At 60.3% G+C, this 13,588-nt stretch carries 8 protein-coding genes, 1 pseudogene and 1 riboswitch; all 9 genes and pseudogenes read left to right on the top strand.

From position 1 onward, the window contains the following. Nucleotides 1–108 precede the first annotated feature (108 nt). Entirely contained in the window at nucleotides 109–1,434 is a 1,326-nt protein-coding gene (locus tag ACIGGE_RS17840) for an alkaline phosphatase PhoX (protein WP_397491353.1), read from the top strand. Nucleotides 1,435–1,599: 165 nt separating this feature from the next. Further along, entirely contained in the window at nucleotides 1,600–3,648 is a 2,049-nt protein-coding gene (locus tag ACIGGE_RS17835; RefSeq protein WP_397491352.1) for a S46 family peptidase, read from the top strand. A 139-nt stretch (nucleotides 3,649–3,787) separates the two neighbouring features. Further along, nucleotides 3,788–4,010, top strand: a riboswitch (cobalamin riboswitch). A gap of 112 nt (nucleotides 4,011–4,122) precedes the next feature. Beyond that, a complete protein-coding gene (gene metE, locus ACIGGE_RS17830) occupies nucleotides 4,123–6,426 on the top strand; it encodes a 5-methyltetrahydropteroyltriglutamate--homocysteine S-methyltransferase (RefSeq protein WP_397491351.1) in 2,304 nt (767 codons plus the stop codon). Nucleotides 6,427–6,430: 4 nt separating this feature from the next. Continuing rightward, nucleotides 6,431–7,210 (top strand): acyl-CoA thioesterase, encoded by a 780-nt coding sequence (locus ACIGGE_RS17825; protein WP_397491350.1) that lies wholly within the window; start codon nucleotides 6,431–6,433, stop codon nucleotides 7,208–7,210. Between the two features lie 237 nt (nucleotides 7,211–7,447). Next, nucleotides 7,448–9,526: a TonB-dependent siderophore receptor gene (locus tag ACIGGE_RS17820; protein ID WP_397491364.1), complete on the top strand. Its 2,079-nt coding sequence runs from the start codon at nucleotides 7,448–7,450 to the stop codon at nucleotides 9,524–9,526. A gap of 2 nt (nucleotides 9,527–9,528) precedes the next feature. After that, on the top strand, nucleotides 9,529–10,272 hold the full coding sequence (locus ACIGGE_RS17815; RefSeq protein WP_397491349.1) for an ABC transporter ATP-binding protein: 744 nt from the start codon (nucleotides 9,529–9,531) through the stop codon (nucleotides 10,270–10,272). Next, nucleotides 10,269–11,687: pseudogene (locus ACIGGE_RS17810) on the top strand (ABC transporter permease). The gene ACIGGE_RS17815 and the pseudogene ACIGGE_RS17810 overlap by 4 nt, the downstream one beginning before the upstream one ends. Then, a complete protein-coding gene (locus ACIGGE_RS17805) occupies nucleotides 11,684–13,063 on the top strand; it encodes a DUF3526 domain-containing protein (RefSeq protein ID WP_397491348.1) in 1,380 nt (459 codons plus the stop codon). The pseudogene ACIGGE_RS17810 and the gene ACIGGE_RS17805 overlap by 4 nt, the downstream one beginning before the upstream one ends. Nucleotides 13,064–13,387: 324 nt before the next feature. Continuing rightward, the coding region (locus ACIGGE_RS17800; protein WP_397491347.1) for a hypothetical protein at nucleotides 13,388–13,588 on the top strand (201 nt) is incomplete at its 3' end.

Raw genomic sequence — 13,588 nt, 5'->3', positions numbered from 1 at the left:
CGGAATTACCAAACCGTTGTCATGCCGCTGCCTCTCAGAGGAGCGTTGGCTATAGCGAGCATCGCCGCTAAAGGGCCGTTTCCGGTCACCGGGTAAGAGAGAATTCTGATGCTACTGAACCGCCGCAATTTCATCGGCGCTACCGGCGCGGCCTTTTCCGGATTGTTGTTGAATGGTTGCACTGGCCGGTCAGCTCCGCTGACGTCGGCGCCGTCATCATTCGCGGATTACGGTCCACTGGTTCCCGATCCTGCCGGAATGCTCGACCTTCCCCGCGGCTTTTCCTACCGGCTCCTGTCGAGCCTAGGGAATGCGATGACCGATGGCTGCACCGTGCCCGACAAGGCCGATGGCATGGGCTGTTTCTCGCTCGGCAACGATGAAATTGTGCTCATCCGCAACCACGAACTGGTGCCGGCTGATGATGCCGGCGGCGTTCTCGCCAAAGGTTTCGGCACACGCGACGGCGCTATCGTGCCTGGCGGGACCACATCCATCGTACTCGATGCAACCACACTTGAGGTAAAGCGCGAGTTCCGCTCGCTTGCAGGGACGATCCGCAACTGTTCGGGCGGCATCACGCCATGGGGAAGTTGGCTGACCTGTGAGGAAGCACCCACGGGCCCGGGCCAGCGTTTCGGCGAAGGTCTCGCTGAAAATCATGGCTGGGTGTTCGAAGTTCCGGCCAATGCGACCGGCCTGATCGATGCGGTTCCCCTGAAAGCCATGGGTCGCTTCAATCATGAAGCGGCTTGTGTCGATCCGAGAACGGGGATCGTCTATCTTAGCGAAGATCGTGACGACAGCGTGCTCTACCGTTTCGTTCCGACCACCCCTGGGCGCCTTGGCGACGGCGGTCTACTGCAGGCGATGGTCGTGGAGGGCCTATCGGACACGCGCAACTGGACGTCCGCCGACATGGCGGTCGGGTCTCGTCACACCGTACGCTGGATCGATTGCGACGATGTCGAATCCCCGAATGACGACCTGCGAAGCCGGGCCGCGGCAAAGGGTGCCGCCCTCGTCGCCAGAGGTGAAGGCATCCACACGGGAACAGACGAAATATTCGTCTGCTCAACGAATGGTGGCCAGCGAAAACTCGGCCAGATCTTGCGACTTGTCCCCGGCACTGGCGGCGAACCCGACCAGATCGAACTGTTTTTCGAAAGCCAGAGAAAAGACCAGTTCAACTACGGCGACAATCTCACCGTGGGTCCGAACGGCCACCTGATTGTCTGCGAAGACCAGTATACCGAAGTGGTCGATAACCATCTTCGCGGTATTACGCCCGATGGCCGGGCTTATACTCTGGGTCGCCTGCGCATGCAGACAGAACTGGCAGGCGGATGTTTTTCGCCTGACGGCAAGTGGTTCTTCGTCAACGCATATTCACCGACGCGGACTCTTGCCATTACAGGCCCGTGGGCCGTCTAGATCGGCGAAAATTCCGAGCCCCGAAAGCCAGCGCGGGGTCAGGGCCTCAGTAGCGCTGAATTTACCAGAAGACTGGCGCAAAGGCGCGGAAGAGGTCTAACATATCGCCAAGAGCGGCCATCCTACAGATCGCATGACCGCCCTCGAACCAGGAGGAACAGTCAGATGCAAATCAATCGAAACGCACTTTTTGCCGCCGCCGCCATTTGTGCGCTGGCTTCGCAACCTGCCATGGCAGAAGAAGGCATGTGGACGTTCGACGGTTTTCCAGCCGAGCAGGTCCGCGAGCAATATGGCTGGGCTCCCGATCAGGCGTGGCTCGATACGGTGCGCAATTCGGCTGTGCGACTGACGGGCGGCTGTTCGGCCAGCTTCGTATCGCCCGATGGATTGATCCTGACCAACCACCATTGTGTCGCGAGCTGCCTGTTCGACAATTCGGACGAGACTGCCGACTATCTGCTCAATGGGTTCGTTGCGGACCGGCGCGATGCCGAGCTCAAATGTCCGGGTCAGCAGGCCGAAGTGGTCACCATGATCTCGGACGTCACGCCCGATGTGATTGGCGCGATCGGATCGCAGACCGGAGAGGCGCTGACCAAAGCGCGCGACGCGAAGATCGCCGAGCTGGAGAAGGCCGGCTGCCCCGACTCGGAGACGACCCGCTGTCAGGTGGTGACGCTTTTCGGTGGCGGACAGTACAAGCTCTACACCTATCGCAAGTACTCCGACGTGCGCCTGGCCTGGGCACCTGAAGATCGAGCCGCGACCTTTGGCGGCGACCCGGACAATTTCAATTTTCCGCGCTACTCGCTCGATGCAAGCTTTCTGCGCGCATATGAGAATGGTCGGCCGATCGCGACGCCCGAGCACCTAAAATGGAACCCTCGCGCTCCGGAAGAAGGCGAAATCACCTTTGTGGTTGGCAACCCGGGATCGACCAGCCGCCTATGGACGGACAGCCAGTTGGCATTCGAGCGCGAAGTACGGCTGCCGGTTACGGTCGCCACGCTCAGTGAACTGCGTGGTCGGTTGATCCGCGCAATGGAAGAAAGCAAGGAACATGCCCGCGAAGGCGGCGACATGCTTAGCGGCATCGAGAACAGTCTGAAGGTTTATATCGGTCGCACCAAGGCACTTAACGATCCGGCTTTCACTGCCAGACTCGCCGAAGCGCAGAACGATCTGCGCCAGCAGGTTGCGGGCGATAGCGAGATCGGAGATCCCTGGACGACGGTGGATGAGGCGATGAACGCGTACCGCGCGCTCTACTATCCGCTTCGTTTCACCCAGCCATCGGGCGATCTTTACAGCTACGCGCAAACTCTGGTCTTTGCGGCACAGGAACGCGGCAAACCCAATTCAGAGCGTCTGCCCGGCTATACCGACAGCGCGCTGCCGCTGACTGAAAAGCAGGTGCTCGACGAACGGCCCGTCAATCCGTGGTTGGATGAACTGGGCATGGAATGGAGCCTATCCAAGGCGCGCGAATATCTCGGCGTGGACGATCCCGACACCAAGCTTCTGCTCGGGAAGGAGAGCCCCGAACAGCTTGCCGAACGGCTGGTAAACGGCACTTCCCTCGCCGATCCGGCAGTCCGAAAGGCGCTGTGGGATGGCGGCCTCGAGGCGGTAGAGGCTTCTGACGATCCCATGATCAAGTACGCGCTCAAACTGGCCACGCGCCAGCGCGAATTGAAGGCGCTGGCTGACGCCCAGTATTCGGGTCCACTGGCAGCCGCCGGCGTCAAACTGGCCGATGCGCGCTTTGCCGCCTACGGTGACAGCCTCTATCCAGACGCCACTTTTACCCTGCGCATCAGCTATGGCCAGGTGAAGGGCTGGATCGAGCGTGGCAATCAGGTCCCGTTCCAAACGACGATGGGCGGAACCTTTGAGCGTGCTACCGGCAACGCACCCTTCGATGTGGCACCGGCCTTCGCTGCAAACCAGACGAAGATCGACAAGAATACGACCTACGATTTCGTGACGACGAACGATATCATCGGCGGCAACTCCGGATCACCGGTGATCGACCGGGCCGGTACCGTGATCGGTGCAGCCTTCGACGGCAACATCCATTCGCTGGGTGGCAATTACGGATACGATGGCACGCTCAATCGAACCGTCGCTGTCTCTGCCGCAGCGGTGCAGGAGGCGTTGGAGACGATCTATCCCGCCCCTGCCCTCGTCGAGGAACTGGCCCGGCGCTGAGCACTGCTCGTCCAGTAACGGGCGAGCTGAAAACGCCTGTCCGCTTTACGAACAGGCATTAAAAATTCGGATGATCGCCTATCAATAGAGCATATAAAGAATTCTTTATATGCTCTATTGACGTGATGGCTTGGAAGGCCGATGGGATGTTTGTCGAGGTTCTCCGGTGGGTTCGCCGCGCCGGAGCTAAGACGGGAAGCCGGTGCGCGCCCTGACAAGGGAGCAATGCCGGCGCTGCCCCCGCAACTGTAAGCGGCGAGCGGCGGTCCACTCATGTCACTGGAAGGCTCGCCTTCCGGGAAGACGGACCGTTTTGCTTTGACCCGCGAGCCAGGAGACCTGCCTCCGACGCGATAACGTCCACCGGCGGGGTGCCCGGTCTGGTCGCTTGCATGACGCGCGCCCGGATCTACCGTCGCGCGTCCGGCGCGCGCGCCCGACCGGTCTCCCCCGTCTTCATCGGGGTAAATGAAAATGACCGTTTCCGTTGCTAGCTTGGGGTTTCCCCGCATCGGCCCACGCCGCGAACTGAAGTTCGCACTCGAGAAATTCTGGGCCGGCACTATTTCACAAGACGAATTGGAAGAGGCCGCACAGGGCCTGAGGACCGCGACATGGGCGCGGCAGAAGGCACTCGGCGTCGATTGGCTGCCCTCAAATGATTTCTCGCTGTACGACCATGTGCTCGACACAAGCGTGATGCTCGGCGCCATTCCGGCGCGCTATGGCCTCGCCAGCGGCCAAGCAGCCGGGCTCGAAACCTATTTTGCGATGGCACGCGGTGCGACCGGCGGTGCGACTTGCGGCCACGCGCATGGCAGCGTGACCGCTGGCGAGATGACCAAATGGTTCGACACCAACTATCATTTCATTGTCCCCGAGATCGAGCCTGAAACTCGGCTGCAACTCGGGCACATCAAGCCTCTGGAGGACTATCTCGAAGCCAAGGCGCAGGGTTTTGAAACGCGTCCGGTCATCCTTGGACCGGTAACCTGGCTGAGCCTTGCAAAAGAGTACGGAAGCGATCCGTTCGACCTGCTCGAAGAGGTTCTTGCGCTTTATGTCACTGTGCTCGCACGGCTTGAGGAAGCAGGCGCTGAATGGGTGCAGATCGATGAACCCATCCTCGTTACAGACCTTACCGATCGGCAGCGCCGCGCGTTTACCCGCGCTTATGCCAAGCTGGGCCGTGCTGGGCCGAAGATCATGCTGGCCACCTATTTCGGAGGTCTGGAAAATAACCTGTCGCTCGCCGCCTCCCTGCCGGTCGCCGGACTGCACATCGATCTGGCGCGCGCGCCGGAGCAATTGGATGCGGTGGTGAAGGCGGTGCCGCAAAACCGCCTGCTCTCGCTTGGCGTGGTGGACGGGCGCAATATCTGGCGCGCCGATCTGGCCGCGCTGCTGGATCGTCTGGAGCCGCTGGCGGCGCAGCGTGATCTGGTGCTCGCCCCCTCCTGCTCCCTGCTGCACGTGCCCGTCGATCTGCAGTTGGAAAGCAGGCTGGACGATGAGTTGAAGCAGTGGCTGGCATTTGCAGTGCAAAAGATCGAGGAGCTCGATCTGCTGCGCCGGGCGTTAGCGAATGGAAGAAAAAGCGTCGCAGCTGAGTTGGCCGCCTCCGCCCGTGCGACCGAAGCGCGCAAGACTGCTGCACGCATCCATGATCGCACTGTCAGCGAACGGATCGCTGCCCTCACGCCTGACATGCGCGAACGCCGCGCGGGTCATGCCGAGCGCGTCAAGACTCAGAGCAAGGTGCTCAATCTACCTCTCTTCCCGACAACCACCATCGGGTCCTTTCCGCAGACCGGCGCCGTGCGCAAAGCCCGCGCGGAGTATAATCGCGGCGTACTGGACAGTAAGAGCTACGACGCTTTCCTGCACCAAGAGACCGAGCGCGCGATCAGATGGCAGGAAGAGGCCGGGCTCGACATGCTGGTCCATGGCGAATTCGAGCGAAACGACATGGTCCAGTATTTCGGCGAGAAGCTTGCGGGTTTTGCTTTCACCGTGAATGGCTGGGTGCAGAGCTACGGATCGCGCTGCGTCAGGCCACCGATCCTATATGGCGATGTTTCGCGGCCCGAACCGATGACGGTCCATTGGTGGCGCTATGCTCAGGGGCTGACCGACAAGCCTGTCAAAGGCATGCTGACCGGTCCGGTCACGATCCTCAACTGGAGTTTCGTGCGCGACGATCAGCCCCGAGAGGCGAGTTGCCGCCAGATCGCGCTGGCGATCCGCGACGAGGTACTCGACCTGGAAGCGGCGGGCTGCAAGGCGATCCAGATCGATGAGGCAGCGCTGCGTGAAGGACTTCCCCTGCGCGAGCGTGACTGGCCGGCCTATCTGGATTGGGCGGTCGACTGTTTCCGCCTCGCGGCTGCCGGCGTCGGCAACCAGACCCAGATCCATACGCATATGTGCTATTCGGAGTTCAACGACATTTTGCCTTCGATCGGGGCCATGGACACCGACGTCATCTCGATCGAAACTGCACGTTCGCAGATGGAGTTGCTCGCGGGTTTTGCCAGCTATCGCTATCCCAGCGCAATCGGGCCGGGAATTTACGACATTCACTCGGCGCGCGTCCCGAGCAAGGACGAGATGGTTGCATTGATGCGACTAGCGCAGAAGCATCTGCGTCCGGAGCAGCTTTGGGTAAATCCCGATTGCGGGCTGAAGACCCGCGGTTGGGACGAAGTCAAACCGGCAATCGCCGCGATGGTATCGGCCGCCCGAACCTTGCGTGCAGAAACAAACACCGAGGCATAATCCGATGAGTAAGACGAAGGACGCGCGGCCCGCCGTGCAGTTGATCGACATCGTGTTCCCAGGCGACACGAACCATCACGGGACGCTGTTCGGCGGCGTCGCACTGGCGCACATGGACAAGGTCGCATTCCTCGCTGCCTCGCGCCACGGACGCGCGCCCTTCGTCACCGCCTCATCGCAGAAGATCGACTTCGCCGCTCCCGCGCAAGAAGGCGATCTGGTGGAAGTGACAGGACACCTCGTACGCGTGGGCACAAGTTCACTCGATGTCGAAGTCGAGCTGATCGCAGAAGCGCCGGTTTCAGGTGAACGACGCCTATGCACCCGCGGGCGCTTCACATTGGTGGCAAGAAAAGGCCCCACGACAAAACTGCCGCTTCCGGCGATGTTCGAATGCGCCCCCATAGAGCCGAGCTCTATCCTGCGGCTCGCAGAGATGGTGTTTCCTGGGCAAACCAACCACTACGGCACGCTCTACGGGGGCGACGCGCTGAAGATGATGGGCAAAGCGGCTTTTATCGCCGCCACCCGCCATACACGCGAGGTCTTGGTGATGGCATCTTCAGACCGCATCGATTTCGTCGCGCCAATCAGGGAAGGCGATATGGTCGAACTGGTCGCCGAGGTGAAGATGACCGGGCGTAGTTCCGTACGCGTTGCGGTGGAAATCTGGTCCGAAGACCTGCTAAGCGGAATACGCGTCCATGCTGCGACAGCGGCGTTCACCTTCGTAGCCGTGAACGAGTTGGGCACGAGCAAGACCATTCGGGTGGGCCACGAGTAACCTCGCACAACGGTGGTTCGAGCGTGCGACGGCTTCGGCTCGTAAAGAAAGTTACACTATATCATTGACCTCGGCAGATGGTCAGGTATGGGCGCGGCGTTATGAGATATAGTCTCATACCCTATGCCCCTCCTGTCTTGGATTCCAATGATCATTCAGCCTTCTACTGCCGCTTACGCTATTGCCTCCCTGTGTCTGATCGCGCCCGCGGCGAATGTCCATGCGCAGAACATTGGCATGCCAGAGGAGGACACGGCGAGCGCACCCGATGGCAGTTCGGCGATTGTCGTCAGTGGTGTGCGCCAAGCCTATCGCGGAAACTTTGCCGTGACCGAAATCCCTCAGTCGATCGACCTGATTGATTCCGAAACGCTTGAAGAAAACAATCTCGTCAGACTCAACGACGCGCTTGATCTCAACGCCTCGGTCGCGCGCCAGAACACGCTCGGTGGGTTATGGGATTCCTTCGCCATTCGCGGCTTTGCAGGCGATGAGAACATCCCGACCGGCTATCTGGTCAATGGCTTTAATGGAGGACGCGGTTTCGGCGGGGAACGGGACACGGCGGGGATCGAACGGATCGAAGTCCTGAAAGGCCCTGCCGCTGCCTTGCTGGGTCGCGGCGAACCCGGTGGGACAGTCAATCTCGTGACCAAGCAGGCGCAGATCGGCGACACCTTTGGAACTGTCAGTGCGCAATTCGGCAGCTTTGACAGGCTGCGCTCGGAAACCGACATCAATATTGCGGTCACTGGCGCCCTGAGCGCGCGATTGATCGGATATATCGAAGATGGCGACACGTTTCGCGATACTGTCAACGAGTATCGCTGGGGCTTCCTGCCTTCGATCGGATTGGCGATCGGACCGGATACGCGCGTTACATACGATTTGGAAAAGACTCGTGTCGAAGTGCCGTTCGACCGCGGGATCGTTGTGCTAAACGGGGATTTCGAGACCGTCCCTCGCAGCCGTTATCTCGGTGAGCCGGGCGACGGCGATCACATCGCGCGGGCTGAAGGCCATTCGCTTCGCGTGCAGCACGACTTCAATGATCGCTGGAGCGTGCTTCTGGGCGGCAGCATTCGCGATACCTTGCTTACAGGGTTGTCGTCCGACCCGGACCTCAGCGGATCCCGTCAGAAACTGTTCCGCGACGGGCGCTCACTTGCTCGCGAACGGCGCTCTCGCCTTTACGATTCCCAACAGACAGTCGTTCGTGGCGAAGTGAGCGGAGAATTCACGACCGGCGCACTACGCCATCGTGTGCTTTTTGGCGCCGACCATGACGAGTTCGACAATTATCAGCAATTCGGCCGCCGCAGACCGCCTGCGTTGTCGACCAATCCAACAGATGCAGAATCCTACGTCATCGACATCTTCGATCCCGTTTATGGTCGCTTCGATCCGCCGTCACCGCTGCCGAACAACGACCGCTTGGACCGGCAGACGTCGACCGGGATCTTCGTGCAGGACCAGATCGAACTGACCGACAGCCTCCAAGTGCGGCTCGGCGCACGCTACGATGATTTCACGCTGCGCACCGAAAATTATCTCACCGGCGTAAACAGCGAGCGCAAGGATGGCCGGATCAGTCCGCAGTTCGGTCTCGTTTACGAACTCGCGCCGACCATCACGCTCTTTGCCGCCTATAGTGAAGGCTTCCGGGCGAACATCGGTACCGACGTTACAGGCCGAATTTTCGATCCCGAGAGCAGCCGATCGATCGAGGCGGGCGCCAAGGTGACACTGCTGAACGGCGCACTGACCGGAACCTTCTCAATATATCAGCTCGACAAGAACAATGTGCTGGCAAGCGATATCAATAATCCGGGCTTTTCCGTCGCCATCGGTGAGGCGAGAAGTCGAGGTGTGGAGCTTGATGTCGAAGGGCAAATACCCGGCGACCTCGATGTTCTCCTCAGCTACGCCTATGTCGATGCGGAATCACGATCGAGCGTGCTCGATCCGAACTTCTCCTTCGTGATAGTACCGGGCGATCCGCTGCTCAATATTCCGGACCACACGCTTAACGCGCAAATATCGAAGAGCTTCGCCGTCGCCGGGCGCGACGCCAAATTGGGCGGCGGCATTCAGTATGTTGGCGAACGACTTGGTGCGACGGGCACGGATTTCTATCTGCCCGATCACGCGCTTTTCCGCATCTTCGGCGAAGCCGAGATAATGCCGAACGTCACACTTTTCGGCACCATCGCCAACCTGTTCGACGCCAATTGGTACGCCAACAGCTACTCGCAGCTCTGGGTTCAGCCCGGCGCCCCCCGCACTGCAACACTCGGCTTCAGGGCAGGATTCTGATCATGACCAGTATATTCACCGCTCCAGCCATCGCGATCGATGGTCTGCACCACAGTTACGGCGCCAATCCCGTCTTGCGCGGGCTTGACCTCACGGTCCAACGCGGGGAAATCTATGCCCTGCTAGGAGGCAACGGAGCGGGCAAGTCGACAACCTTGTCCGCCCTGCTCGGCTTTCTCAGACCGGGCTCGGGCTCGGTGCGAGTGTGCGGGACCGATCCGGTGGCAGACGCGCGCGCCGCCCGTTCTCAGATGGCCTATGTGCCAGAGAATGTTTCCCTCTACGAGCATCTCACCGCGCGCGAGAACATCGGATACTTCCTTGCCCTCGCAAAGGCCGAGCGGGGAGACGATGCAATCGAGGCCGCGCTTTCCGCGGTGGGCCTCAACCAAGCAGCCTGGGACAAACGCCTGTCCGGCTTTTCCAAGGGTATGCGTCAGAAGGTCGCTATCGCACTTGCCCTGGCGCGTGACGTGCCCGTGCTGCTGCTCGACGAACCGACCTCCGGCTTGGACCCACGCGCCGTATTGGAGTTCAATCGACTGCTCGATGCTGCGCGCGAGCGTGAAGTCGCGGTGCTCATGGTAACTCATGATCTCGTCAGCGCAGTCGATATCGCCGACCGCATCGGGTTCCTGAGCGAAGGGAAAATCGAGGAGGAGCAAACGGCGAGCACTGCCGGTCAACGCTTCGATCTCAACGCCCTTCACGATCGCTACACCTTGGTCGCAGGAGCGCCCGCATGACTGGCGTCAAGCTGATCGCGAAGGAAGAATGGCGCATGCTCGCGCGCAACCGTTCCGGCCTGATCGCCACTGGTCTGCTCGTGCTTCTCATACTGGTCGCTGGCTTCACGAGCCTGGAAAGCCGAAGCGCCATCGAAGCGGATCGGACCCGGTATCAGGCGAGTGTCGATGAAACCTTCGACGCCCAGCCCGATCGCCATCCGCACCGCATGGTTCATTATGGCCAGTTTCTGTTTCGCCCCATTGCGCCGCTCGCCTTCTTCGATGCGGGCGTAAACAGCTTCACCGGAAACACGATCTTCCTCGAAGGTCACCGCCAGAACAGCGCGAACTTTGCCGAGGCGCGTCAATCCTCGCTGCTGCTGCGTTTTGGCCAGCTGACGCCGGCCTTTATTTTGCAAACGCTGGCGCCTTTGCTTTTGATCTTTCTCGCCTTCGCCAGTGTTGCTCGGGAAAAGGAGCGCGCGACCCTGAAACTGCTCTTAGCGCAGGGTATCGGCGGGCGGAGCCTCATTGCCGGCAAGATGCTCGGCCATGGCGCTATCGCGCTAGCGGTAGGGTTGCCCGCCTTCGCGCTGCTGCTGGGCTTCGCCGCCACCGGCGCCGCCAATTGGGCAACGGTCGGCGTGATGATCATCGCATATGCTTGCTGGCTGCTGCTGTGGGCGTTCGCCAGCGTGATTATCTCTGCCCTTGTGGCACGGCCGCGCGACGCACTGGCGATCCTGATGGGTCTGTGGATGATCACGATCATCCTTCTGCCGCGAGCACTTCCCGAAGCCGCCTCGGCTCAAAATCAGCTCGCCACCAAGATCGAGACAGAAATCGCTCTACATCGCGATCTACTCGAAATAGGCGACAGTCACGATCCCGACGATCCCTATTTCAACGATTTCCGCGACGAGGTTCTTAATCGATACGGCGTGAGGACGGTCGAGGAACTTCCAGTCCAATACGCCGGATTGGTGGCCATTGAAGGAGAACGTCTAACGACGCAGATCTATGCCGATGCAGCGCAGCGCTAGGCTGCTCGGGAACGGGAGCAGAATGCCTTCGTCCACACCTTCTCCGTGCTCAGCCCGCTCATTGCAATCCGTCAGCTGTCGATGACCCTGGCCGGCAGCGATCCCGCCGCGCATCAGGATTTCCTCGATCAGTCGGAGGCCTTCCGGTATGAATTCGTGCAGCGGCTGAACCGCATGCAGGCCGAGCTCCTGCCCGGGATAGGAGGCGAAGATCCCCGAATTTCTGCCGCATACTGGCAGGAGGTTCCGCGCTTTTCCTATTCACCGTTCAATCCCCTTGCCGATGGGACCCGGATTATATGGCCGCTGCTGGTGCTGGCTGGCTGGCTGGCAGCGCTCTGCGTGCTGGCTCTCTTTGCCGCCCGCCGCATCGGAGGAGTCGCACGATGAACCATTCCCACTCCCTCTGGCGTGCCGAAGCACGTCTCTTGCTGCGCTCGAACCGCAATGTCTTGGCTCTGATCCTGCTGCTGGTCCTTTCTGCGGCGTCAGTCTGGTCCGGCATAGTTCAGGTGCAGGATCAACGCGCAACAATCGAACGGGTCCAGCGTGAGCAGGTGCGCGACCTCGCAGCTGTAGAAGAGGCCAATGCAGGTCCCGAAGGCGAGGCAGGTTACAACGCCTATTATGCTTTCATGCTCACGCAGGATCCCCCTCCCCCGCTCGCTTTCGCGGCGATCGGCCAGCGTGACCTGCAACCCTATGTTCTGCGCGTGCGTGCCCTCGGCCTGCAGTCACAGCTCTACGATTCCGAAACCTACAATCCGGAACTCGCTCTGCCGGGTGTTTTCGACTGGGCTTTCGTCCTGATCTATCTCCTGCCGCTCGTAGTCATCGCGCTTGGGCACGATCTGGTAACGGCGGAACGGGAAGGCGGCCGACTTCGGCTACTCCTGTCCCTTCCCGGCAATGGCCTGTGGCGCCGCCGCGTGGGCCTGCGCTACACTGCGGTTCTTTTGGCGGTAGGCCTACCGCTGATCATCGGCGCTATGATTATGGCTGCGCCTGCAGTCAGCATTGCAACGATGATCCTCATCGCCGCTCTTTACAGCGCCTTCTGGTTCGGTCTTGCGATGCTGATCGGCGGGGCAACGCGTGCCTCCACGACCGCAGCCGCAACGATGATCGGTTGCTGGATCATCCTGACGCTCATCCTGCCTACGCTCGCTCATGCTGTCATCGCGCGGGCCGTGCCCGTGGCCAAGGGCGTCGATCTGACCCTGGCACAACGCGAAGTGGTCCATCACGGCTGGGACGTGCCGAAAGAAGAAACGTTTGCGCGCTTCTTTGTCAATCATCCCGAATGGCGCGGACAGGAAGAGTTCGAAGGGCGCTTCCACTGGAAATGGTATTACGCCATGCATCAGGTCGGCGACGAAGCCGTGGCTGCAGACGTCAGCGCCTATCGCGATAGCCTGAAGACCCGCGAGACGATGACCAGGCTCTTGGGCTACGTCCTGCCCGGCGTCGGGACCATGAATGTGCTGCACCGCATGGCCGACACCGACATCGAGGGCCAACTGGCCTATCAGGACAGCATAGCTGCCTTCCACACGAAACTGCGGCAGTTCTATTACCCGTACTTCTTCGAGGAACAAGCCTTCGACCACAGCGACTTCGCAATGATCCCACGATATGAACCCCGGAGCTCCGGCGGAACCCTAGCCACCGAAGCGCTCGCGGCCTTGGCTTTATTGTCAGTATTGGTTCTTGCGCTTGGAAGTCGCCGGTTACTCAATGCAGGCCGCGAACAAGGCGGCCGATGAACCGAGCGGTTCGCCGCGCGACATAGACGGACAAAAATGCCGGAGAAACGTTTCCCATCACACCGAAGCGCTTCTCCGGCATTTCTTGTAACTACCGGTCGAGAAGGTGTCCCCTTGTGCGGAAGCGGCGGGAAAGCGGGCGAACCAAAGCTCGAGAACCATGCGTCAGCCCGCGGCGGCTAGCTTCAAGATGCCGACCTTCCTGCAACCGTAGGCCTTAAGTCACCTTACCGTTCTTATAATTACACACCGTTTTGAATAGGAGCCGCTCGCCACCACCAGCTTCACGGAGACTTAGTACGGGTTCCCGCCCCGATGCCGGCCATGAATTATAAGACCCTAAGAGCCGAATACACCCAGCGTCACAACCGCGCCCCTTATCTGGGTGCGCATCCGGAAATGCCGGGCGCTTCTGTTCCGCGCGCCTTTGTTTCGCGCGTAATTACGGGAGGCATAAAAAAGGGGCTCTGCCAGTTGGCGGAGCCCTTGTTTGTTTTGGTTGCGGGGGTTGGATTTGAACCAACG

Source organism: Qipengyuania sp. NPDC077410 (assembly GCF_044543405.1).
GTDB lineage: Bacteria > Pseudomonadota > Alphaproteobacteria > Sphingomonadales > Sphingomonadaceae > Qipengyuania > Qipengyuania pacifica.
The sequence above is the reverse complement of the archived record's forward strand: the minus strand, read 5'-3'. Positions and strand labels throughout refer to the sequence as shown.